This is a genomic window from Tistrella mobilis KA081020-065, assembly GCF_000264455.2.
GTDB classification, from domain to species: Bacteria; Pseudomonadota; Alphaproteobacteria; order Tistrellales; family Tistrellaceae; genus Tistrella; species Tistrella mobilis.
Genome location: NC_017956.1, coordinates 2,710,001 through 2,731,676, shown reverse-complemented (window position 1 = coordinate 2,731,676; position 21,676 = coordinate 2,710,001). Strand labels below are relative to the sequence as shown.

General features: G+C 70.2%; 27 protein-coding genes, 2 tRNA genes and 1 other RNA gene (1 of these 30 only partly in view). 15 read left to right on the top strand and 15 right to left on the bottom strand.

The annotated features are described in order from the left end of the window. Window positions 1-8: 8 nt before the first annotated feature. Together TMO_RS29465 and TMO_RS12440 are read left to right on the top strand one after the other, a co-directional pair. Window positions 9-341, top strand: coding sequence for an Hpt domain-containing protein (locus TMO_RS29465; RefSeq protein ID WP_228382320.1), 333 nt, complete (start codon window positions 9-11; stop codon window positions 339-341). Window positions 342-513: 172 nt separating this feature from the next. Beyond that, window positions 514-795 carry a hypothetical protein gene (locus tag TMO_RS12440; RefSeq protein WP_014745983.1) on the top strand — a complete coding sequence of 94 codons (282 nt, stop codon included), beginning with the start codon at window positions 514-516 and terminating at the stop codon, window positions 793-795. 1 nt (window position 796) lies between these two features. Here the strand turns inward: TMO_RS12440 and TMO_RS12435 are convergent, their stop codons facing one another. From TMO_RS12435 to TMO_RS12425, 3 genes are read right to left on the bottom strand one after another with little or no spacing between them, the layout of a single operon-like run. Beyond that, window positions 797-1,726 (bottom strand): carbon-nitrogen hydrolase family protein, encoded by a 930-nt coding sequence (locus TMO_RS12435; RefSeq protein WP_014745982.1) that lies wholly within the window; start codon window positions 1,724-1,726, stop codon window positions 797-799. Beyond that, window positions 1,723-2,325 carry a hypothetical protein gene (locus tag TMO_RS12430; RefSeq protein ID WP_014745981.1) on the bottom strand — a complete coding sequence of 201 codons (603 nt, stop codon included), beginning with the start codon at window positions 2,323-2,325 and terminating at the stop codon, window positions 1,723-1,725. Before TMO_RS12430 ends, TMO_RS12435 begins: the two co-directional genes overlap by 4 nt. Before the next feature lie 57 nt (window positions 2,326-2,382). Further along, window positions 2,383-3,309, bottom strand: coding sequence for an SMP-30/gluconolactonase/LRE family protein (locus TMO_RS12425; protein ID WP_014745980.1), 927 nt, complete (start codon window positions 3,307-3,309; stop codon window positions 2,383-2,385). A 132-nt stretch (window positions 3,310-3,441) separates the two neighbouring features. Here TMO_RS12425 and TMO_RS12420 point away from each other — a divergent pair, with 132 nt between their 5' ends. Beyond that, the gene (locus tag TMO_RS12420) at window positions 3,442-3,966 is read left to right on the top strand and encodes a DUF488 family protein (RefSeq protein ID WP_051045378.1); all 525 of its coding nucleotides are present in this window, start codon (window positions 3,442-3,444) and stop codon (window positions 3,964-3,966) included. Here TMO_RS12420 and TMO_RS12415 read toward each other — a convergent pair. After that, the gene (locus TMO_RS12415) at window positions 3,963-4,991 is read right to left on the bottom strand and encodes an aldo/keto reductase (RefSeq protein ID WP_014745978.1); all 1,029 of its coding nucleotides are present in this window, start codon (window positions 4,989-4,991) and stop codon (window positions 3,963-3,965) included. The two genes, TMO_RS12420 and TMO_RS12415, sit on opposite strands and share 4 nt — an antisense overlap. A gap of 117 nt (window positions 4,992-5,108) precedes the next feature. Between TMO_RS12415 and TMO_RS12410 the strand changes: the two genes are divergently transcribed. Then, the gene (locus tag TMO_RS12410; RefSeq protein WP_014745977.1) at window positions 5,109-6,056 is read left to right on the top strand and encodes a LysR family transcriptional regulator; all 948 of its coding nucleotides are present in this window, start codon (window positions 5,109-5,111) and stop codon (window positions 6,054-6,056) included. Then, window positions 6,053-6,952, top strand: coding sequence for a cation diffusion facilitator family transporter (locus tag TMO_RS12405; protein WP_014745976.1), 900 nt, complete (start codon window positions 6,053-6,055; stop codon window positions 6,950-6,952). Before TMO_RS12410 ends, TMO_RS12405 begins: the two co-directional genes overlap by 4 nt. Here the strand turns inward: TMO_RS12405 and TMO_RS12400 are convergent. Beyond that, on the bottom strand, window positions 6,927-8,372 hold the full coding sequence (locus tag TMO_RS12400; protein ID WP_014745975.1) for an MFS transporter: 1,446 nt from the start codon (window positions 8,370-8,372) through the stop codon (window positions 6,927-6,929). The two genes, TMO_RS12405 and TMO_RS12400, sit on opposite strands and share 26 nt — an antisense overlap. Before the next feature lie 145 nt (window positions 8,373-8,517). Between TMO_RS12400 and TMO_RS12395 the strand changes: the two genes are divergently transcribed. The 3 genes from TMO_RS12395 to TMO_RS12385 all read left to right on the top strand — a co-directional run bounded on the left by TMO_RS12395 (window position 8,518) and on the right by TMO_RS12385 (window position 10,291). After that, window positions 8,518-9,462, top strand: coding sequence for a LysR family transcriptional regulator (locus TMO_RS12395; RefSeq protein WP_014745974.1), 945 nt, complete (start codon window positions 8,518-8,520; stop codon window positions 9,460-9,462). Window positions 9,463-9,580: 118 nt separating this feature from the next. Further along, window positions 9,581-9,868 (top strand): type II toxin-antitoxin system Phd/YefM family antitoxin, encoded by a 288-nt coding sequence (locus TMO_RS12390; RefSeq protein WP_041604953.1) that lies wholly within the window; start codon window positions 9,581-9,583, stop codon window positions 9,866-9,868. Then, on the top strand, window positions 9,869-10,291 hold the full coding sequence (locus tag TMO_RS12385) for a type II toxin-antitoxin system VapC family toxin (protein WP_041604952.1): 423 nt from the start codon (window positions 9,869-9,871) through the stop codon (window positions 10,289-10,291). A gap of 3 nt (window positions 10,292-10,294) precedes the next feature. On the opposite strand, the gene TMO_RS12380 is transcribed toward TMO_RS12385, so the two are convergent. After that, window positions 10,295-11,167, bottom strand: coding sequence for a LysR substrate-binding domain-containing protein (locus TMO_RS12380; protein ID WP_014745971.1), 873 nt, complete (start codon window positions 11,165-11,167; stop codon window positions 10,295-10,297). Window positions 11,168-11,275: 108 nt separating this feature from the next. Between TMO_RS12380 and TMO_RS12375 the strand changes: the two genes are divergently transcribed. Beyond that, window positions 11,276-12,307: a bile acid:sodium symporter family protein gene (locus TMO_RS12375; protein ID WP_014745970.1), complete on the top strand. Its 1,032-nt coding sequence runs from the start codon at window positions 11,276-11,278 to the stop codon at window positions 12,305-12,307. Between the two features lie 80 nt (window positions 12,308-12,387). Further along, entirely contained in the window at window positions 12,388-13,581 is a 1,194-nt protein-coding gene (gene ubiM, locus TMO_RS12370) for a 5-demethoxyubiquinol-8 5-hydroxylase UbiM (protein ID WP_014745969.1), read from the top strand. A gap of 7 nt (window positions 13,582-13,588) precedes the next feature. Here ubiM and TMO_RS12365 read toward each other — a convergent pair whose 3' ends face one another. The 8 genes from TMO_RS12365 to ssrA form a co-directional block, all read right to left on the bottom strand. Continuing rightward, window positions 13,589-14,191 (bottom strand): DUF4893 domain-containing protein, encoded by a 603-nt coding sequence (locus TMO_RS12365; RefSeq protein ID WP_051045377.1) that lies wholly within the window; start codon window positions 14,189-14,191, stop codon window positions 13,589-13,591. A gap of 188 nt (window positions 14,192-14,379) precedes the next feature. After that, window positions 14,380-14,456: transfer RNA gene (locus TMO_RS12360), tRNA-Arg, on the bottom strand. 20 nt (window positions 14,457-14,476) lie between these two features. Continuing rightward, a complete protein-coding gene (locus TMO_RS12355) occupies window positions 14,477-14,770 on the bottom strand; it encodes an ETC complex I subunit (protein WP_014745967.1) in 294 nt (97 codons plus the stop codon). A gap of 120 nt (window positions 14,771-14,890) precedes the next feature. Beyond that, window positions 14,891-14,967, bottom strand: a tRNA-Pro gene (locus tag TMO_RS12350). Between the two features lie 96 nt (window positions 14,968-15,063). Then, the gene (locus tag TMO_RS12345; RefSeq protein WP_322111252.1) at window positions 15,064-15,420 is read right to left on the bottom strand and encodes a ribbon-helix-helix domain-containing protein; all 357 of its coding nucleotides are present in this window, start codon (window positions 15,418-15,420) and stop codon (window positions 15,064-15,066) included. Window positions 15,421-15,430: 10 nt separating this feature from the next. Then, window positions 15,431-15,949, bottom strand: a complete 519-nt coding sequence (locus tag TMO_RS12340) for a YbaK/EbsC family protein (RefSeq protein ID WP_014745965.1) — start codon at window positions 15,947-15,949, stop codon at window positions 15,431-15,433. A 6-nt stretch (window positions 15,950-15,955) separates the two neighbouring features. Next, a complete protein-coding gene (locus tag TMO_RS12335) occupies window positions 15,956-16,471 on the bottom strand; it encodes an SspB family protein (protein WP_014745964.1) in 516 nt (171 codons plus the stop codon). A 129-nt stretch (window positions 16,472-16,600) separates the two neighbouring features. Next, window positions 16,601-16,924: a transfer-messenger RNA gene (gene ssrA / locus TMO_RS30450) on the bottom strand. 103 nt (window positions 16,925-17,027) lie between these two features. Here ssrA and thyX point away from each other — a divergent pair. The 3 genes from thyX (at window position 17,028) to TMO_RS12320 (ending at window position 19,619) form a co-directional block, all read left to right on the top strand. Next, complete coding sequence (thyX, locus tag TMO_RS12330; protein ID WP_014745963.1) at window positions 17,028-17,966, top strand: FAD-dependent thymidylate synthase; 939 nt, start codon at window positions 17,028-17,030, stop codon at window positions 17,964-17,966. A 61-nt stretch (window positions 17,967-18,027) separates the two neighbouring features. After that, window positions 18,028-18,315 carry a YciI family protein gene (locus TMO_RS12325; protein ID WP_014745962.1) on the top strand — a complete coding sequence of 96 codons (288 nt, stop codon included), beginning with the start codon at window positions 18,028-18,030 and terminating at the stop codon, window positions 18,313-18,315. Next, window positions 18,315-19,619, top strand: coding sequence for a hypothetical protein (locus TMO_RS12320; protein ID WP_081598900.1), 1,305 nt, complete (start codon window positions 18,315-18,317; stop codon window positions 19,617-19,619). The genes TMO_RS12325 and TMO_RS12320 overlap by 1 nt, the downstream gene beginning before the upstream one ends. On the opposite strand, the gene TMO_RS12315 is transcribed toward TMO_RS12320, so the two are convergent. After that, window positions 19,594-20,106 carry an Lrp/AsnC family transcriptional regulator gene (locus TMO_RS12315; protein WP_014745960.1) on the bottom strand — a complete coding sequence of 171 codons (513 nt, stop codon included), beginning with the start codon at window positions 20,104-20,106 and terminating at the stop codon, window positions 19,594-19,596. The genes TMO_RS12320 and TMO_RS12315 overlap by 26 nt on opposite strands. Before the next feature lie 111 nt (window positions 20,107-20,217). Between TMO_RS12315 and TMO_RS12310 the strand changes: the two genes are divergently transcribed. Together TMO_RS12310 and TMO_RS12305 are read left to right on the top strand one after the other, a co-directional pair. Then, window positions 20,218-21,429, top strand: coding sequence for a diaminopropionate ammonia-lyase (locus TMO_RS12310; RefSeq protein ID WP_014745959.1), 1,212 nt, complete (start codon window positions 20,218-20,220; stop codon window positions 21,427-21,429). Next, on the top strand, window positions 21,426-21,676 hold the start of the coding sequence (locus TMO_RS12305; protein ID WP_014745958.1) for a GNAT family N-acetyltransferase. The gene runs 256 nt beyond the window's last position; the window shows 251 of its 507 coding nt (coding positions 1-251); its start codon is at window positions 21,426-21,428; its stop codon lies off the right edge, out of view. Before TMO_RS12310 ends, TMO_RS12305 begins: the two co-directional genes overlap by 4 nt.

Genomic DNA, 21,676 nt, shown 5'->3' with positions numbered 1-21,676 from the left:
TGAAGGAGATGCCGGTGGAGATCTTCGACCTCGACCAGCTCAGATCCTATACCCTCGGCGACCGGGATCTCGAAGACGAGGTCTTCGGCCTGTTCGAAGCCGGGGCGCTGGAGTATCTGGCGGCGCTGGAGGCGGCCCTCGGTGCGGGCGGCGAGGCCTGGCGGCGCGCGGCCCATGGCTTCAAGGGCTCCGCCGCCAATCTGGGGGCGAGGGCGCTGGCCGCCGAACTGGCCGCGGCCGAGCCGCTGGCGACGGCCGATACCGCCGCCCGGGCGGCGGCGCTGCACGCCATCCGCCATCTGTTCGAGCACAGCCGGGCGGTGTTCCGGAGCCGGCCCTGACCCCGCCGCGCCGATCTCGCTGCGCCAAACTCGCGGTGCCAAACGCGCGGTGACGGCGCGATGTCACCGACATGGTCTTACCCCCGGACGCGGAAGATGCCATATGCTGGTCCGCGGCAGCCCAGCCTGCCGCCCTCCCTGCGGACCAAGACCCTCCCGAGGACCCATGCCCATGCCGCCGCCCAAGCCGGCCGGAACCCGACGCTATCTGATCACCCTGGCGGCGACGGAAACCCCGTCGACCGGACGAGGGCTCGCTGCCGCCGCCGCCGATACCGCCCGCCGCGCCCGCGGCCTGCAGGCAGAGGCCGAGCGGCTCGGCCTGGCCGATCATCTGGTCTGGATCGGGCCGCCCACCGCCTTTGGCATGGTGCCGGTTGCCTGCACGGCTGAATTGGTGGAGGCGCTTCGCGCCAGCCCGGTGGTTGCGCGGATCGAGGCGGAAGCAGACTAGATCATGCCCGGCCGGCGGATGCCTGCTCGTCCCAATGGCGGAGCGGCAGCACCTGTCCGTCGGCCCGCACCCGCCTGAGTGCGCCGAGATCGAGCGTGGCGATGGTCCAGCCCGGCTGGTCGAGCCCGCCCTGCGCCACCACCCCGTCATCGGGCAGGCCACGATCGGGCGGCGCGAAGATGCCCGCCGCCCCCCGGTTCACATCCACCGCTTCCGACCAGTCGGCCACCCCGACGGTGGGGGACTGCATCACGAAGCACTGGCCTTCCAGCGCTCGTGCCCGGGCTGCGACCCGCACCCGGTGATAGCCGGCGGCGCTGTCGGTGCAGCTCGGCACCAGCAGGATTTCGGCGCCGGCTGCGACCATGTCGCGTACTTCGAGCGGGAATTCCGCATCATAGCAGATGGCGATGCCGATGGTGCCGAGGGCGGTGTCGAAGACCCGCCGGGCATCGCCCGGGCCGATCCCCCAGCTTTCCCGTTCGAACCGGGTCATCATCCGCTTGTCCTGATGCGCCGCACTGCCATCGGGGGCCACCAGCCAGCAGCGGTTGACCGGCAGGCCATGGACCGGATCGCGAACCGGCAGGCTGCCGGTCAGCAGATGAATGCGGTGGTGGCGGGCAAGCCGCCGGTGCAGATCGAGCCAGATCCCGGCCATGTCCGAGGCGGCATCGATATCCGCCGCAAGGTCGCCGGGTCGCCAGCGGGGCGAGAGCACCCCCGCCTCGATGCCGCCATATTCAGGGAAAACCGCCAGCTCGGCGCCGCCGGCCACGGCCTCGCCGAGCCATTGGTCGAGACGCGCTTCCAGCGCCTGAAGGCTGTCCGGCCGTGCGACCGGCCAGGCGGCCGCGGCGACGGTGATCCGGTCGGGGCCGGGGGCCGGGGCGCTGCGGCCGCGGGCGGGACGTGCGGTGATGCCGGTCAAAGCGCGCGCGCCCAGAACTGCATGGGCTTGGCCGTCTCTCCGGCCTCGCCCAGGTCGCGCCACGAGATTTCCCCCACCGCGCCGGCCACGGGTTCATAGCCCCGGCGGCGCCAGAACCCGTCGAGCGGCACGAAGCCCGCCGGGCGGCGCGGGTGGTCGTCGGGCCTGACCACGCCGCAGAAACAGGCATGGCTCATCCTGCCCAGCGCCCGGGCATGGGCTTCCCGGGCATTGAAGAAGCCGACGCCGATGCCGGTGCCGCGCCAGGGGGCGAGCAGGACCGACTCGCCGAAATAGAACAGCCGGTCGATGTCGTAGCCCGCCTGCCGCATGGGGCCGGCCAGGGTTTCGGGCTCGTGGCACATCGGCAGGCCGGTGGCGGCGCCGACCACCCGGCCGGTCGCCGCCTCGATCGCGGCCACGATCACGCTGCCCGGGGCCTCGGCATAGGTGGCGAGATAGCGGCGTTCGTAATCGGGGTCGCCGTCATAGAGATAGGGCCAGTCGCGGAACACGGCGATGCGCAGGGCCGCCAGATCGTCGAGCCGGTCGTGCAGCGCCCGGCCGGTCAGACTTTCGATATGGATCGCGGCGGACATGGCGGCCCCTTCGTCAACTCAGGTCTCCTTCCGGATAGCCTTGCGGCACCCCGCCCGTCAACCATAGGCAAGCTTCAGCCCCGCCCGCGGCCAGGGCACGCTGACCAGCCGTCCGGTGCCCGACAGGGTGACATAGGCGGTCTTCAGCCCGGGGCCGCCGAAACAGATATTGGTGGTGTAGGGGTCGTCGAAGGGCACGAAATCGATCACCGGCCCGTCGGGTGCATAGACCTCGATGCCGCCGATGCGCAGCGAGGCGACGCAGATATTGCCCGAGGCTTCCACCGCCAGGCTGTCATAGCGCCGGAAGCCGGGGGCCGGGCCCATCAGCCGCGGATGCTCGACCTCGGGCCAGCTTTGCGGCGCCAGTTCTCCCGGGCCGGTAATGGTCCAGGCCCAGAGCCGGCCGGTGGTGGTCTCGGCGGCATAGACCGTGCGGCCGTCGGGCGAGAGGCCGATGCCGTTCGGGTTGCTGACCGGCCAGGCGGCGGTGCGGATCAGCGAGCCGTCGGCCCTGGCGTAGTGGATGGCGCCGTGATCGGTCCGGTCGTGGAAGGTCTTGCCCAGATCGGTGAACCAGAACCCGCCCTGATCGTCGAAGACGATGTCGTTGGGGCCGCGCAGGCCCCGGCCATCGCTTTCGGTATAGAGCACCTCGACCTTGCCGGTCTCGGGATCGACCCGCTCGATCCGCCCGCCCGACCAGTCGGCGGGCGTGCCGGCGGGTTTGGTGAAGCCCTTGTCGACCGCCCATTCGAAGCCGCCATTGTTGCAGATATAGAGCATGCCGTCGGGGCCGATCGCGGCACCGTTGGGGCCGCCGCCGGGCTCCGCCACGGTCAGCTTGCGGCCATCGGGCATCACCCGGGTGATGCGGCCGGCGGCGATCTCGACCAGGATCACCGAGCCGTCGGGCATGGCGACCGGGCCCTCGGGGAAGGCCAGACCTTCGGCGAGCAGGGTGACGGGGGGTGTCTCGGACATGGGCGATCCTCCTGGGTGTTCTTCGCGTGTTTTGCGAAGCCTAGCGCGATCCGCACCGCGCCGCGCGGCCGGTCTGTCCGATGGCCGGCCTGCGGAATTGCAGCCGTGGGCCGGGCGGATCATGATGGCCCGATGGAGACGCCCACCGATGACACTGGCGTGGCCCGGCCGGTCTTCTGGACCATCGGCCATTCCGACCACCCGATCGACCGCTTCGTCGCCCTGCTTCAGGCGGCGGAGATCACGGCCGTGGCCGATCTGCGCTCGGTTCCGTGGTCGCGGCGTCATCCGCAATTCGGGGCCCGGCCGCTGGCGGCGGCGCTGAAGACGGCCGGTATCGCCCATGTGCCGCTGGGGGCCGAGCTGGGCGGCCGGCCGCCGGCCGATGCCGATCCGGAGCGGCTTGCCGAGGCGCGGGCGCGCGGCATCGCCCGTCTGCTCGACGGCGCCCGCCAGCATCGCATCGCGCTGATGTGCGCCGAACGCGACCCGCTGGACTGCCACCGCTTCCATCTGGTCTCGCCGCTGTTGAGGGCGGCGGGGGCACAATTGGTGCATCTGACGCCCGATGGCGGCGCCGAAACCGATGCGGCGGCGCTGGAACGCCTGGCCCGCAGTCGCCCGGCCCCTGCCGCAATCGGGGACCTGTTCGGCTAGGCGGAGAGGGCGGCGGCCATCGGCGCATCGGCCAGGCCCTGGATGAACCAGTGCGGATAGACCGGGGCGAGGGCCGTGGCGGTATCGAGCGCCGCGATCTCGTCCGCGGACAGGCGCAGGCCGGCGGCGGCGATGGTGTCGTCCAGCTGGTCCATGCGGCTCGCCCCCAGGATGACGCTGGAGACGCCCGGCCGGGCCAGCAGCCAGGCGATGGCGAGCTGTGCGAGGCTGGCCCCATGGGCCGCCGCGATCGGCCGCATCACGTCGAGCAGATCAAAGCCGCGCGCCTTGTCGAAGGGCAGCAGGTCGAAGCCCGACAGCCGGCCATCGGCCCGGTCCATGTTGCCCCGATCATATTTGCCGGTCAGGAAGCCGCCCGAGAGCGGGCTCCAGACCGTGAGACCCAGGCCATAGCGGGCGGCCATCGGCAGAAAATCCCGCTCGATGTCGCGGCCGAGCAGTGAATAGTGCATCTGGGCATGGGTGAACGGAGCCAGGCCGCGGGCGCGCTGGATCTCCAGCGCCGCGGCGATCTTCCAGGGCTGCCAGTTGGAGACGCCCAGATAGAGCGCCTTGCCGGCGCGGACCACGGCATCGAGCGCGTCCAGCGTCTCTTCCAGCGGCGTGTGCGGGTCTTCGCGATGGGCGACGTAGAGCTCTACCCGGTCGGTGCCGAGGCGGGTGAGGCTTTCATCGATCGACCGCAGGATATGGCGGCGCGACAGGCCCTGACGATCGAGGGCCGGACCGTTGCGGAAACCGACCTTGGTGGTGATGGCGACCCGGTCGCGATCGACCCCGAGCGCACGGCTGAGCATGGTCTCGCTCTCGCCGCCGGCATAGCCGTCGGCGGTGTCGAACAGGGTGATGCCGGCATCGAGCGCCCGGCCGATCATCGCCTCGGCCGCGGCCGTGCCGGTCTTGTAGACCGAGGGCATGTCGGCATTGCCGGCGGTGAAGGTCATGGTGCCGAAGGCGAGCCGCGAGACGACGAGGCCGCTCTGGCCGAGGGTCGTGTACTGCATGAGCGGGGCCTTTCCCGATAACGGATCCGATAGCTGATCCTCCTCCGGTGAAAGCGTCATGAAAATCGTGTAGTGATATCCAGTCTGTTAAGTTCAACTTTCTAATCGAGGTGTTCGATGTCGCGGAGCGACGCCTTTCAGGGCGTGGCCGAATTCCTGGCAGTGGCCGAGCAGGCGAGCTTCCGGCGCGCGGCGGGCGTGCTGGGGGTGACGCCGGCCGCCGTCAGCCAAGCCGTGCGGGCGCTGGAGCTGCGCACCGGGGTGGCGCTGTTTCACCGCACCACCCGCAAAGTGGGGCTGACCGAGGCGGGGGAGGCGCTGAAGGCGAGGCTGGCCCCGGCCATGGCCGACATGACCGCCGCCTTCGACCGCCTGGACGATTTCCGCGGCCGGCCGCAGGGCCATCTGCGTCTGACCGTGCCGCGGCTGGCGGTGGATCTGGTGATGGTGCCGGTGCTGCCGGTCCTGCGCCGGCTCTATCCGGCGGTAACGGTCGAGGTGGCGGTGCAGGATGCGGCGGTGGATCTGGCCGATGAAGGTTTCGATGCCGGCATCCGGATCGGCGAATTCATCGCCCGCGACATGATCACCCTGCCGCTGACCCGCGAATTCCATTGGGTGGTCGCGGGCACGCCCGGCTATTTCGACACCCATGGCCGGCCGTCGGAACCGCGGGCGCTGCTGGATGGCCATGACTGCATCCGCTATCGCTATCCGACTTCGGGCATGATCTATCGCTGGGAATTCGAACGCGGGACCGAGGCCTTCCGGCTGGACCCGCCGGGGGCGACGATCGTGAACGATGCCGCCCTGATGCGCGAACTGGCTCTGGCGGGGCTGGGGCTGATCTATGCCGCCGATCTGCAGATCGCCGATGATCTTGCGACCGGCCGGCTGGAGACGGTGCTGGCGGACTGGCTGCCGGTCTCGGACGGGCTGCGGCTCTATTTCCCCGACCGCAGCCGCAATCAGCCCAAGCTGCGGGCCTTCATCGACGTCGCGCGGCGGGTTCTGCGCGAGCGGGCGGCGGCGCTGCCCGCCTCCGGCCGGGAGGATCGCCCATGACCGTCGCGCATGAAGCCCGGGTTCTGCGCCGGTCGATTGCCGCCACCCTGCTGGTCTCGGCGCTGGGGATCGGCTTCGGCCTGGCCTCGGGCGCGCAGTCGATCATCTTCGACGGCGTGTTCTCGGTGCTGGATGCCGCCCTGTCGCTGCTGTCGCTGATGGTCACCCGTCTGGTCGCCCGCGAGGACAGCCGGCGCTTCCAGCACGGTTTCTGGCATATCGAGCCGATGGTGATCGCGGTCAATGGCGGCATCACCCTGCTGCTCTGCGGCTATGCCTTCGTGACCGCGGCGACCGATCTTCTGGCCGGCGGCCGGCCGCTGGCCTTCGGCTGGGCGGCCGGCTATGCGGTGGTAGTGGCTGCGATCGGCTTCACCATGTTCGCCTATGGCCGGCGCGCCAACCGGCAGATCGGCTCGGACCTGCTGGCGCTGGATGCGCGGGGCTGGCTGCTCTCGGCGCTGATCACCAGCGCGCTGCTGGCGGCCTTCGTCGCGGGGGCCATTCTGGACGGCACACCCCATGCGTGGCTCACCCCCTATGTCGACCCGGCGGTGCTGATGGTGCTGACGCTCTGCCTGCTGCCGGTGCCGGCGCGGATCGTGTGGCGGGCGGCGACCGAGATCTTCCTGATGACCCCCGACACGCTGGATGCCCGGGTGCGGCGGGTGATGGATGCGGTGGTGGCGCGGCACGGCTTTACCACCTATTCCAGCTATGCCGCCAAGGTCGGCCGCGGCCGGTTCATCGAGATCCATGTGGTGGTGCCCGCCGATCATCCGGGCACGACCGCCTGGTTCGACGGCATCCGCCGCGAGATCGGCGAGGCACTGGGCGAGGCCGGCCCGCATCGCTGGCTGACCATCGTGTTCACGACCGATCCTGCCTGGATCTGAGGGCCGAAGCCCGCCGGCCGGCCATCATGCGCCCCAGAAGCGCGACGACGATGCCGGCCAGCATCAGCGCGGCGGCCGTGGCGAAGGTGATGCGCAGCCCCCGGGCAACCGCATCGGCACCGGCGGTGGCAACGTCCCCGCCCGCGGCTGCGGCAAAAACCGCGCCCATCACCGCCGCACCGGTCACCAGCCCCAGATTGCGGGCAAGACCGAGCATGCCCGAGGTGACGCCGCGCCGGTCGGCCGGCACCGCGCTCATGATCTGGGTGTTGTTGGCGGCCTGGAACAGCTGATAGCCGGGTGTGAGCACCACGATACCGGCAAGATAGCCGGGCAGGCCGAACCAGGCCGGCAGAAGCGCGAGCAGGGTGGCCCCCGTGGCCATGGCGCCGAGCCCCGCCACCGCCATCAGCCCGGCATCGACACGATCGACCAGCCGGCCGAGCGGAACGCCGGTCAGGGCCGAGAGCACGGGGCCCGCGGACATCACCAGCCCGACCAGGGCGGTGTCGAGGCCGAGCGTGTGCGAGAGGTAGAAGGGCGCGACCACCAGCGTGGTCATGATCACGGTCGCGATCAGCAGGTTGCAGATCAGCCCGCTGGCGAGCAGCGGGTCGCGGAGAGCCGCCGGCCGGATCAGGGGGGACCCGGCACGCTGCTCCACGGCCAGGAAGATCGTGACGCCGAGGCCCGCGAGGCCGAGCAGGCCGAAGCCGATGGCATCCAGCCCGTGAGGCCGGGTCATGGCCAGGGCATAGGCGGCGAGGGTGAGCGCCAGCACCAGCGTGCCGGGCAGGTCGAGTCCCTGCCGGAGCGTTGTGGCCGGGGTGGGGGCAGGAGAGGCAGGCAGGCCCCGGCGGATCAGCAGCAGAGCGGCGAGCGCCGCGGGCACCAGCACCACGAACACCGCCCGCCAGCCGGCAGCGGCGATCAGCAGCCCGCCCATGGAGGGGCCGAGTGCGGTACCGATGGCGGAGGTTGTGCCGAGCAGCCCCATGGCGGCGCCGGTGCGCTCCGCTGGTACCGTCTCGCGAACCAGTGCGAGCGTCAGGGCCATCAGCGCGGCTGCCCCCAGCCCCTGGAGCGCCCGGGCTGCAACCAGCAGTTCGAACGAGGGGGCCAGCCCGCAGAAGGCGGAGGCGAGGGCGAAGAGCCCCAGCCCGGCCGAGAGCACCCGCCGGCGCCCGAGTGCATCCCCCAGCCGCCCGACGCCCACGATCGCGACCGTGACGGCCAGCAGATAGGCCAGCACCACCCATTGCACCGCCTGAAAAGGCACGTGGAGGGCAAGGGCCAGGGTCGGCAGGGCGACATTGGCGATACTGACGCCGAGCGAGGCGGTCAGCATCGACAGGGCGAGGCCAATCAGGCCCGCGCGGCCGGGGGCAGAGATGGGTGGTGAGGCGGGCATGTCTGTCATGGGGGTCTCCGTCGGTCTCCTGCTCCGGCTCAGGAGCTGCAGACAGCCTGCACCCCGGCCAGACATGGCGGAAGGCACAGCATTTGCAGTCAATAGCTGCATTGCACGCCATATGTCGTGCCGGTTGGTGTGTTATCATTCCGGCATGTCGACACCTGATCTCAACCTGCTCATCGCGCTCGACGCGCTGCTCGGCGAATGCAGCGTCGCCCGGGCGGCCGCGCGGCTGCAGCTCAGCGCCTCGGCGACCAGCCGGGTACTGGCGCGGCTGCGCGAAATCACCGGCGATCCGCTTCTGGTCCGGGCCGGCCGCGGCCTGGTGCCGACCCCGCGGGCGCTGGAACTGCGGGACGAGGCGGCGCGGCTTGTGCGCGATGCGGCCGCCCTGTTGCGGCCGGCAGCCCCGCCCGACCTGGCCCGGATCGGGCGCGATTTCACCTTCAGAACCCGAGAAGGTTTCGTCGAGACCTTCGGCCTGGCCCTGCTCGGGCGCATCGCGCGGGAGGCGCCGGGCGTGCGGCTGCATTTCGTCGCCCGCACCGACAAGGACGGCACGGCGCTGCGCAACGGGGTGGTGGATCTGGAAACGGGGGTGGCGGACGGGACCGCGGGGCCCGAATTGCGGGCCCAGGCCCTGTTCCGCGACCGCTTCGTCGCGGTGGTGCGTGCCGACCATGCGCTGGCCAGCGCGCCCCGGGCGACGCCGGCACTTTATGCCGCGGGGGACCATGTCCGCGTGGCGCGCCGGCCCACGGGCCACGAAGCCGTCGATCAGGCGCTGGCGGTGCTGGGGCTGGAGCGGCGGGTGATCACCACCGTCGCCAGCTTCTCGGCCGCCCTTTCCCTGGTCCGCGACGGCGGGCTGATCGCTACCGTGCCCGAGCGGTCCACCGGCCGGCTGCGCGACGGCCTCGTCACCATCCCCCTGCCGCTGCCGGTGCCCGACATCACCATCTCGCTGCTCTGGCACCCGCGGATGGACGCCGATCCGGTCCATCGCTGGCTGCGCGGGGTGGTGCGGGAGGTGGTTGGGGAACGGGGGCAGGTCTCTGCCCATGCCGGCCTGCAGGACCATCGCTCGCAGGAGTAGATCTTATATATTTCAAGATTGTAGACGGGTTCCGGGTTGCGGTCGCAGCTCGCCGGCCGCATATTTAGTTCAGCCGCCCAGTCAGGGATGTGGCTGTGGATGTCAGCCGAGGGTGATCATGAGCCGCGTCAATCTTCAGGATGCCCGGATCCGGCTTGACGAACTGGTCGACCGTGCCGAAGCGGGTGATACGGTGGTCATCATCCGCAATGGGCAGCCGGTCGCACGGCTGGTCGGATGGGATGACGGGGGCGATCCCGAAGCGTCCGGGCACGAGGGGCGTGGGCGCAGGCCGGGCAAGGGCATCGATCTGAACCGGTTGAGGGCGTTGACCGCGCGCATGCCGCTGCAGCCGGAGGAGGCGGGTGATTTCGTCCGGCGGATGCGGGACGAAGATCGCTTCTGAATGTATTACCTGGACACCTCCATTCTTGTCTCGGGGCTGACTCGTGAGACAGCCACTGAGCGCGTGATTCTGTGGCTGGAAAACTATCAATCTCAGGGGCTCTGGATCAGTCGCTGGACGATCACGGAATTTGCATCCGCACTGTCGCTCAAGATCCGGACAGCGCAGATCAGCCCGTCGACTGGCGAAGATGTCGAGAGCACCTTCGCAACCATGCTTGATGATGGAATATCCGTTCTCCAGATCGCGGCGGAGGATTTTCTGAAGGCCGCAAGATATGCCAGACACCATGCTCTCGGCCTGCGTGCCGGGGATGCGCTTCATCTGGCGGTGGCCAGCCGCCATGATCTGGTGATGTGCACTCTGGACCGGCGCATGGCGGCGGCAGGTCGCGCGCTCGGCATGGCGGTGATCTCTCCCTAGCCGCTAGGGGCTGCGCCAGATCCCCCCCACCACCAGCGCCTCGGTCAGGATCCGGGCGGCGCGGGCTTCGGGGCTGTCGGGCGGGCGGCGGACCGAGACGTCCTCGATGATGAACTCCACCTCTTCCAGCGCCGGCAGGCCGGGGCCGGGGCCGATTTCCACCAGGCCCTGGGGACGCATGCTGCGGGGCTGGACCATCACGCCCAGCCCGGCATCGGCCGCGGCCTTGAGCCCGCTCAGGCTGCCCGAGGTGCAGACGATCCGCCAGGCCCGGCCGGCACGGTCGAGCGCGTCGATCGCCGCTGCCCGGGTAATGCTGGGGGGCGGAAAGGCGATCAGCGGCAGCGGCCGGGCCGGATCGGCGATGTCCGGGCTGCGCGCCGCCCAGATCAGCGGCTCGCGGTGCACCGGCCGGCCGCGGGGGCGGCCCAGACGCCGCTTGGCCAGCACCAGATCCAGCAGGCCATCATCCAGCATGCGGTGCAGCGTGCCCGAGAGCGCGACGGTGATTTCCAGATCGATGGCCGGGTGGTCGCGCACGAAGCTTTCCAGCACCCGGCCGAGCCGGCTGGTGACGAAGTCTTCCGAGGCGCCGAAGCGCAGCCGGCCATGGAGTTCACGGGCGGCGAAATGCGCCCGGGCGCGATCTTCGACCGCCAGCATGGCGCGGGCGAAGCCGAGCATGGCTTCGCCATCCGTCGTCAGCGACAGATGATGGGTGTCGCGATCGATGAGCCGCCGGCCGGCCGCCGCTTCCAGCCGGGCGACATGCTGGCTGACGGTCGACTGGCCGAGCCCCAGCCCGCGGGCGGCGGCCGTAAAACTGCCGGCCTCGGCCACGGCCATGAAACTGCGCAGCTGAACGGGATCGAGCATCGGCTCGGCCTCTCGGGGATGGGGATCCGGTCATCGTGAAACATGATGCCTGTTATTCCTTCCATCCTGAACCGCGATGGCGCAGAACAACAAAAAGGGAGGACGGCCATGGCTCTGTTGTCGCGCATTCTACCAGACCGTTTCGTGCTGGCGCTGATCCTGGCGGTCGCCACCGCCTCGCTCCTGCCCGTGGACGGCCGGGCATCGGAGATCCTGCACGACGTCGCGACCGTCGCCATCGCGACGGTGTTCTTCCTCCATGGCGGCCGGTTGTCCCGCGCAACCGTGATCGAGGGCATGACCAACTGGCGCCTGCATATCGCGGTGCTGGCCACGACCTTCGTGATCTTCCCGGTGCTGGGCCTTGCCATCACCCATCTGCTGCCGGAAAGCGTGCTGTCGCCGGCGATCGCGATGGGGCTGCTGTTCCTCTGCGTGCTGCCCTCCACCGTTCAGTCCTCGATCGCCTTCACCGCCATCGCCGGTGGCAATGTCCCGGCGGCGGTATGCTCGGCCTCGGCCTCGAACATCCTCGGCATGTTCATCACCCCGGCCATGGTGGCGCTGCTGTTCGGCGCCAGCGGCCAGGGGGTGTCGCTGGATCAGGTGGAGGCGATCGTCTTCCAGCTGCTGGTGCCGTTCATCGCCGGCCAGGTGCTGGAACGCTGGATCGGCGACTGGCTGCGCCGGCACCGCAAGCCGCTGGGGCTGGTCGATCGCGGTTCCATCGTGCTGGTCGTTTATCTCGCCTTTTCGGGCGCGGTGGTCTCGGGCTTCTGGAACCGGGTGGGCGCGCTGGATCTGGCGGTGATGCTGGTGGTCGACTGCCTGCTGCTGGCCCTGGTGCTGGCGATCACCATGCTGGGCTCGCGCTGGCTCGGCTTCTCGCGGGCCGACCGGATCACCATCGTGTTCTGCGGCTCGAAGAAGACCCTCGCTTCGGGCGTGCCCATGGCCAATGTGATCTTCGCCGGCCGCGATACCGGCGCCATCCTGATGCCGCTGATGCTGTTCCACCAGATCCAGCTGATGGTCTGCGCCGTGCTGGCCCGCCGCTATGCCCGGCTCGCCGAAGCGGAGGCGGAGGCCGAAGCGGACGCCAGGACAAAGGGTGCCGCCACCGGACACAACGCCGCATAGCACCGCACCGCGCCCGCTGCTAGCCTGTCGCCCGCGAGGCCGTCCCGGCCTCGGCGGCCGGTGTCACGGAGGAGGGGCGCATGCAGACGGATGTGGCGGTGATCGGCGCGGGCCCGGCAGGGCTTGCCTTCGCGCGGGCGCTGGACGGCACCGGGCTCGACGTTACCCTGATCGATCCGCAGCCGGCAGCCGTGCTGGCCGACCCGCCTTTCGACGGCCGCGAGATCGCGCTCACCCATCATTCCATGGCGGTGCTGGAGCGGCTGGGCGCCTGGGCGCGGATCCCGGCCGGAGAGACCGCCCCCCTCCGCGCCGCCCGGGTGCTGAACGGGGCCGGCCATCGCAGCCTGATCTTCGACGGCGCCGCCGATGGCCGCCCGCTGGGCCGTCTGGTGCCCAATCACCTGATCCGGCGGGCGCTTCATGACGCGGTGCGCGAGCAGACCTCCGCGACGATCCTGGACGGTCTGAAGGCGACCGGCATCCGGGTGCGCCCGCATGGCATGGCGGTCGATCTGGAGGATGGCCGCGAGCTGACCGCCCGCCTGGTGGTCGCGGCCGATACCCGGTTCTCGAAGATGCGCGAGGCCCGCGGCATTGCCGCGGATCAGGTGGATTTCGGCAAGACGATGCTGGTCTGCCGGATGAGCCACGATCAGGTCGATCATGGCGGTGTGGCGACCGAATGGTTCGGTCACGGCCAGACGGTGGCGTTGCTGCCGCTCAAGGGCCGCCGCTCCTCGGTGGTGCTGACGCTGCCCCATGCCGAGATCGCGCGGCTGACGGCGCTCGACCCCGCGGCCTTCGCGGATGAGATCATGGTCCGGCTCGATGGCCGCCTCGGCCGGATGCAGCTTGAGAGTACCCGCCATGGCTGGCCGCTGGTCGCCGTCCAGGCCCGCCGCTTCGTCGGCCATCGCTTCGCGCTGATCGGCGATGCCGCGGTCGGCATGCATCCGGTCACCGCCCATGGCTTCAATCTGGGCCTGAAGAGCGCCGACCGCCTGGCAGACGGCATCATCCGCGCCGCCCGCACCGATGGCGATATCACGTCACCCTTGATGCTGCATCGCTACGAAGCCGGCCATAAGCTGACCGCGGCCCCGCTCTGGGCTGCGACCAATGCCATCGTCGGGCTCTACACCCGCGACGACCCCGCCGCACGCCTCGCCCGGCGGGCGGTGATGGATCTGGGCCGCGGGGCCGCACCGGTGCGCCGGGCGATTTCGGCGCTGCTGATGGATCGTGGCCGGCCCCGGCAACTCAGCGCCTGAAGTCCCGTCAGCGCCTGAGTTCCAGAATGTCGAACTTGGACTCGAACTGCGGCAGCGGCAGTTCCAGCCGCATGCGCTCGGGGCCGAGCACCACCAGATAGCCGACCTGGTTGCGCTCGGGATCGCTACCGTACTGCATGGGGGCCTCGCCCGCCACCCAGCCGGCACCAGCATAGCCCAGCCGGGTCTCGTCGGCCAAGTCATAGAAGGTGCCGCCGGTCCGCTGCGAGCCGGTCAGCTTTTCGAGCCGCAGCCCGCCGCCGTCATCGGTGATCCGGCACTTGAAGTCGCGATAGATGGTGAGCGGCAACAGCCCGCCCAGCTTGATCGTCCGGCAGCGCCAGATCCCGGCCATCTCGGCCGGTTCCATCGTGGTCGGCTCGCCGCTCAGCACCTCGTCCAGCACCGACACATCCTCGGGCGACCCACCGGCGCGCGCCTCGGCGACCGCCTCGGCGCGGGCGGTGTCGAAGGCCTCCAGCCGCTGCTGATCTTCGGTGGCGAGGCTGGTGGGGAAGGTGCCGTCGGCGCGGGCGGGCAGGGCGGCGGTGGCGACGGCAAGCATGGCGGCCAGGGCGGCCGGCACCGCCTTGCGGGCGTTCAGGGGCATCACGTCCTCCGGTTTCCGGACTGCAGGGTCTGCCCCTCAGCATGATCGAGCGGGCGCCCTGCCGCCACCTCCGGCAGCCCCATGTCTCAGCAAGAACACGGTGTCTCAGTAAGAAGACGGGCACCGGCCGGCCACGCCCCCGAAACGACACGCCGCAGCCCGGCGGACCGGACTGCGGCGTGGAAGACTGGCGTGCCCTGCAGGATTCGAACCTGCGACCGCCGGCTTAGAAGGCCGATGCTCTATCCAACTGAGCTAAGGGCACCCGTCAGGCCGGAACGCTGTTCAGCGCACGCGGTCCCAGCGGAACTTGTCGGCATAGGCCTGAATCTTCAGGTCGCGCATATGTGGCTCGTAGACCTCATAGGTCAGGCCCTTGCGCTTGGCGAAGGCCACGGCCTCGTCCAGGGTCTCGAACCGCAGCACGACCTGCTGGTCGGTGTCGGCAGATCCGGTCCAGCCCATCAGGGGGTCCAGGCGCTTCGCCGCAGCGGGTTCCATCTCCAGCACCCATTTGCGGGTGTTGGCGCGGCCGGACTGCATGGCGTTCTTCGCCGGCAGGTAAATGCGCGCGTCCATCGCCTCACACGATCCTTGTCGACCGGCCTTGATGCCGGTCGCTCGGGCCGGCGGGCCGATTCTGGTGGTCCCGGTTTCAGCCGCGGGCCTGATGGCCGGCGCGGCCGGACAGGATAGATATGGTCGGGGCGGCGTGATTCGAACACGCGACCCTCTGCTCCCAAAGCAGATGCGCTACCAGGCTGCGCTACGCCCCGCCAAAATTCGGGAATGTGGTCACGGACGGGCCGTTGGCTCTCATCCCCGGCCCAGAGATATACCACGCGGATGCTGCGGCGCAAGCGCCGGGGGTGTCACAGCGCGTCTGAGGCGTCTTCCGAGGGGCTTTGCGCCGCGGGTGCGGGGTCGGACAGGCGGGTGACCGCCCGGTTTTCCGCCTCTGCCAGGGCGAAGAGCCGGAGCGCGCTCGACAGGTTGACCCGGTCCACCCGCCGGGCGGCATCGATCGCGGCCACCAGCGCGCCCAGAGAGATGCCGCGCGCGCGTGCCGCCCGCTTCAGCACCCGCCAGAACGGCGCTTCCAGCGACACGCTGGTGCGGTGGCCCTGGATGGAGACCGAGCGTTTCTCGACCGCCGCCTCAAGGGGCGGCAGCATCAGGTCCTGCGGGGGATCGTCGTCCAGGGGGGTGGGCGGGAGCGGAGCGGCCATGGCCGGCCGGTCAGGCTGCAGGCGTGGCGGCCACGGCTGCGACCACGGCACCGGTGATCCGGGCCAGATCGGCCGGCGTGGTCTCGAACACCGCATGCGGGGTGCCGGCGGCCGCCCAGGCGGTGGACAGCGCCATCAGCCCTTCGTCCATCACAACCACGGGCGGTGTCGCATGGCCGAGTGGTGGCACGCCGCCGATGGCATAGCCGGTGGTCCTGCGCACGAAATCCGCATCCGCCCGGCCGGTCTTCGCCCCCACGACCCGGGCGAGCTTTGCGGTATCGACCCGATCGGCCCCACCGATCAGCACCAACACCGCGGCATCGTCGTTGCTGCGCCGGAAGATCAGCGATTTGACGATCTCTTCCGTCCGGCAGCCGACGGCGGCGGCTGCCTCGGCGGCGGATCGGGTGCTGTCGGGGAAAATGCGGATCACGGCCGGGTGGCCGGCCGCTTCAAGCGCTGCGGCCACACGGCGGGCGGCCGCCGGCAGGCCGGCGGCACCATCGGCGGTCGTTGCCTCCGCCATCGGGGGTCAGCGCTTGCGGAACCGGTCGAGCGCCACGACGTTGTCGCCGGCCTCGGCCTCGGGGGTCGGCGCCGCGCGGCCGTTGTCCTGGCCCTCGGACAGCCGGTCTTCGATCTCGAACATCTCCTCGTCGACCTCTTCATCCTCGTCGTCGAAGAGGTCGTCTGCCTCGTCGATGGCGTGGAACTGAAGGCCGAATTTGACGCTCGGATCGGCGAAGCCGGTGATGGCGACGAAGGGCACGACCAGGCGCTCATGGCGGCCACCGAAGGCCAGCGTCACCGCAAAACCGTGCTGGTTCACGTCCAGGCCCCAGAACTCGTGCTCCAGCACGATGGTCATCTCTTCCGGGTAGCGGGCGCGAAGATATTCCGGCACCTCGACGCCCGGCGCCTGGGTGCGGAAGGTCAGGTAGAAATGATGGCCGTCGGTCAGGCCGCTTTCGGCAGCCTGTTCGAGAACGGTGCGGACCACCCCACGCAGAGCGGTGTCGATGAGCTGGTCGTAGGCGATCTGCGGCATGCGGCGTCCGGTCTCGATGATCGTCGGTTGAAGATGATCGTCGGCTGGTCAAGAAGGGCCGAGGTCGGCTGCAACGGCGGACCCCGCATCCCGCGACACGGCATCCGGACCGGCTGCAGCCGGTGATAGAGTGGGGGGCTTCTGTTGCCCGGTGCCCCCCGGACCGCGCTTGCCTAGTTAGGCAGCGAGGGCGACACGGTTGTCGTTCGCACCTGTTTGAGTGACCCGATAACGGCGGTATCATGCCGGGCGAAGACCAAACCTTTACCACGCACGTCGATCCTGGCTCGCCCCCATGGAGCACCGGCCCGAAGGCCGGTGATCTGAACTGGTGGAGGCGCCGGGCACTGCCCCCGGGTCCGATACGTTTATTCCGTGAGGCCCTGTATCGCCATAGCCGGCCTTGCGACCGGCACCCCATATATAGGCGCTCGGCCGTGACATGCAAAGCCCAAGCTGCGGCCATGCGATGCAGGGGCACGCCGCGCCCTTGCCTGCGGGGGGCGGCCCCTGTATCCAGGGGCGACCAGATCCACGCCGGAAGGAGACCGACGCGATGACCGTAACCCCCGAGCAGCAGGCCGAAATCGACGCCCTGCGCGCCGAGGCGGTGCCCACCCTGCGCACGGTCTCGACCGGCATGGAAAGCGTGCTGCACACGGCCTTTCCGGTGCTCGACCACGGTTTCGTGCGCGTGGTCGACTATATGGGCGACGATGCGGCGGTGGTTCAGGCGGCGCGGGTCTCGTATGGCCGCGGCACCCGCAAGGTCAACGAGGACCGCGGGCTGATCAATTATCTGATGCGCCACAGGCATACCACGCCGTTCGAGATGTGCGAGATCAAGCTGCATGTGAAGCTGCCGATCTTCGTGGCCCGGCAGTGGATCCGCCACCGCACCGCCAATGTCAACGAGTACTCGGCGCGCTATTCCATCCTGGACCGGGAGTTCTATGTGCCGGCGGCCGACCAGGTGGCTGCGCAGTCGACCAGCAACCGTCAGGGCCGCGAGGCGCTGCTGCCGGCCGATCAGGCCGGCCGGGTGATGGACATCCTGCGCGACGATGCCCGGCGGGTGTACGACAATTATCGCTGGATGCTGAACGAGACCGACGAGGGCGAGGCCGAGGATCCGACCCGCGACCGCCTGGCGCGCGAACTGGCGCGGATGAACCTGACCCTGAACTACTACACGCAATGGTACTGGAAGACCGATCTGCACAACCTGCTGCATTTTCTGTCGCTGCGTGCCGATCCGCATGCCCAGTACGAAATCCGCGCCTATGCCGAGACCATGATGGACATCACCCATCGCTGGGTGCCGCTGGTCGCCGCCGCCTTCGAGGAATACCGGCTGGGCGGCGCACACCTGTCGCGCAGCGCCCTGCATGTTGTCCGGCGCATGCTGGCCGGCGAGACGCCGGCGCGCGAGGAGACCGGCATGAGTCCGCGCGAATGGCGCGAGCTGATGACGCTGCTCGGCCGCGAGGCCTGAACGGAGAGACCACACGGCAGGCCGGCAGAGACCGGCCGAGACGATGGATAAGGAGACGCCCATGCAGTTCCTGGTCATCGCCCGCGACGGTACCGATGCCGAAGCGCCGGCTCGCCGTGCGGCGGCGCGCCCGGCCCATCTGGAGAATGCGCGCAAGATGAAGGCCGACGGCCATCTGATCATCGGCGGCGCGATGCTGGACGAGGCCGGCACCATGATCGGTTCGTCCATGCTGGCCGAATATCCCGACCGGGCGGCGCTGGATGCCGCCCTGGCCGCCGACCCCTATACCGTTCAGGGCGTATGGCAGAGTTTCGAGATCCGGCCGTTCCGGATCGCCGATCTCTGATGCCCCGACGCCCGACCCCTCTTCGACGCCCGACCCTTCCTGTCCTGGTGGCGGCGCTCACCGCGCTCGGCATCATGCGGGCCCCGGCCGCGGCGCCGGTTCTGCCCCAGGGCGTGGTGCCGCTCTGTCAGGCCATGGCCGGGCGGGTGGATGCGATCGACGGCGCCGGGCCGGTTTTCCTGCGCAGCTGGGACGCCCCGGCGGGGTCGGGCCCGCATCCGGACCCGGCGCTTGCCGGTGCCGCCTTCGCCTATGACAACGCCCTGGCGCTCCGGGCGTTGATCGCCTGCGGCCGCAGCGATGCCGCGGCCAGGATCGCCACCGCTTTCGCCGATGCCGTGCTGTCGGAGGATCCGCGCCAGGCGGCTGCCGATCGCGGCCGTGTGCGCAATGCCTATCGCGCCGGCGCCCAGACCGAAAGCCCGCCGCCGCCCAATGGCTGGTGGGATGCGGCCGCCGGCCGCTGGGTGGAGGATCCCTATCAGACCGGCACCGCCACCGGAAATGCCGCCTGGGTCGGTCTTGCGCTGCTGGCGGTGGTGGAGCGTCGCGCGGATGCAGCCTTTTCGGCCGATCTGCGCCGACAGGCTCTGGACGCCGCCCGCCGGATCGGGGGCTGGGTGATCGACCAGACCGCCGACGACGCCGGCCCCGGCGGCTATACCGGCGGGGTGGATGGGGCAGGGGCGGGGCTGCGCCGGATCGGCTGGAAATCGACCGAACATCATGCCGATCTGGTGGCGCTGTTCACGCGCCTGAAGACTGCCGATCCCAACACGGCCCGCTGGGGCGCGGCGGCAGATCGGGCGCGCCGGTTCCTCGACCGGATGTGGCAGGCGGGCAGCGACCATTTCCCGACCGGCACCCTGCCCGACGGGGCCACGCTCAACACCGCGACCTCGGGGCTGGATGCCCAGCTCTGGCCACTGCTGTTGCAGGGGGCGCCCGTGGCCTGGCGGAGCGCCTGGGCCTGGGCGGGCGATGCTCATGGCGTCGATGGCGGCTTCGATTTCAACGACGACCGCGACGGGGTCTGGATCGAGGGCACCGCCCAGGCGGCCCTGGTCGCCGGCCATCTGGGGCAGACGGGCGAGGCGCAGCGTCTGCTCGATCTGGTGCTGGGCGAGGTCTCGCCCGGGGGCTGGCTCTGGGCGACGCGCAAGCCGTCGATCACCACCGGGCTCGCCATCGGTCCCGACAGCGTGATCGATGATTTCCGCTACCACCGCTGGCCGCATCTGGGCGCCACTGCCTGGGCGGTGCTGGCCGCGACCGGCGTCAATCCCTTCGCGCCTTCCCGCTGAGCGCATCCTCTACCGGCACCGCCAGTCCGACCTTCACCCGTTCCATGGCGACGAAGGTCCGGAAGCGGCGGACATTGGGGTCGTCCAGGAACAGCCTGCGGGTCAGCGCCTGATAGGCACCCATGTCGGGCACCGTCACCACCAGCACGAAATCGGCCTCGCCGGTGACGTAATAGCATTGCTGGACCTCGGGGGCGGCGGCAAAGGCGGCGCGGGTCGCGTCCAGCGGGGCCGCCTGTTCGCTTTCCACCTCCACCAGCACCAGGATGGTAATCGGCCGGCCGAGCCGGGCCGGATCGACGATCGCGGCATTGGCCAGGATCACGCCGATCTCTTCCAGCCGCCGGATCCGCCGCTGCACCGCCGGCGTCGACAGCGCCACCGCCTCGGCGATCCGCCGCTGCGGCAGGCGCGCATCCTGCTGAAGCAGAGCCAGGATCGCCAGATCGAAGCCGTCGAGTTCGGCGCGGTTGGATCCGATCGTCATCCGGCGGCCTCCGGGCGAGAAAAACTTGCGTCGACACCCCGGGATCAAAGCGCCTTTCTCTGACGACACGCAATATTCTTCCATCCTCTCACAGCAGCCAGGGGATGGACCATGTATCTGCCCAACATGCTCGCCGATGCCGGCGGCGCGCTCGATCCTGCCGATGCGACCGCCTTCGGCGCCGGGGCCGCTGCCGCGGCCGAAGCCCTGTTCGCCGTCACCCATGGCGAGGGGCCGACACCGCTGGTCGAACTGCCGGGGCTCGCCGCGGCCTCGGGCCTTGGGGCGCTGCTGGTGAAGGATGAAAGCGGCCGCCACGGGCTCGGCAGCTTCAAGGCGCTCGGCGGCGCCCATGCCGCGATCCGTCTGGCGCTGGACGAGGCCGGCCGGCGGACGGGGCGCCGCTTCGGACCGGAAGATCTCGGCACGCCTGACCTTCTCGCGGTCACCCGCACCCTCACCATGGCCTGCGCCACCGACGGCAATCACGGCCGGTCGGTCGCTGCCGGGGCGCGGCTGGTGGGCGCGCGGGCCGTGGTCTTCCTGCATCAGGGCGTGCGCGAGGTGCGCGCCGATGCCATCCGGGCCGAGGGGGCCCGGATCGTGCGGGTGGCGGGCGATTATGACGACAGCCTGGCCGCGGTCGCCCGGAGCTGCGCAGCCGAAGGCTGGATCAACGTCTCGGACATGGCCCTGCCGGGGCAGGAACGGATCCCGACCCTGGTGATGCAGGGCTATACCGTGATGGCGGCCGAGATCCTGCGCCAGTGCGGCGACCGGATGCCCACCCATCTCTTCCTGCAAGCAGGGGTCGGCGGCATGGCGGCCGCGGTTGCGGCGCATCTGACTATGGCCGGACCGGACCGGCCCCGGCTGGTGGTGGTTGAACCCGATGGTGCCGCCTGCCTGCTGGAAAGTGCGCGTGCCGGTCGGCGGCTGCAGCTGGCGAGCCATGCCCCGACGGTGATGGCGCTGCTTGAATGCCGCGAGCCTTCGGCGACCGGCTGGCGTATCCTCTCGCGCCTCGCCCGCGATTTCATGGCGGTGCCCGATACGGCGGCACGGGCGGCGGTGAACCGGCTCGCCCGGCCGGTTGCGGGTGATCCTGCCCTGGTGGTGGGCGAAAGCGGTGCCGCGGGGCTCGCGGGTCTGTTCCAGGCGGTGGCGGATCCGGGGCTTCAGGCGGCGCTCGGGCTCGGGCCTGCGGCGCGGGTGCTGGTGATCGCGACCGAAGGCGCCAATGATGTCGACGCCTGGTCGCTGTCGACCGGGCTGGTGCCCGAAGATGTGAAGAGGGTGGGAGCGTTGAAGAGGGCAGGATGACCGGATCTGGTGATGGCGACGCGATCGTGATCCGGGCGGCCGTGGCGGCGGATGCCGGGCGGCTCTGGGCGCTGCTGCGCGATCTTGCGGTCGAGGACGGCGCCGGCCACCGGTTCCGTGCAACCGAGGCGCTGGTGGCCGCGCACGGTTTCGGTCCGACGCCGCGCTTTCGGGCGGCGCTGGCCGAAGATGCGGCCGGCCGGGCGCTGGGCTTCGCCAGCTGGTTCCCGGTCTATTCCAGCTTTCG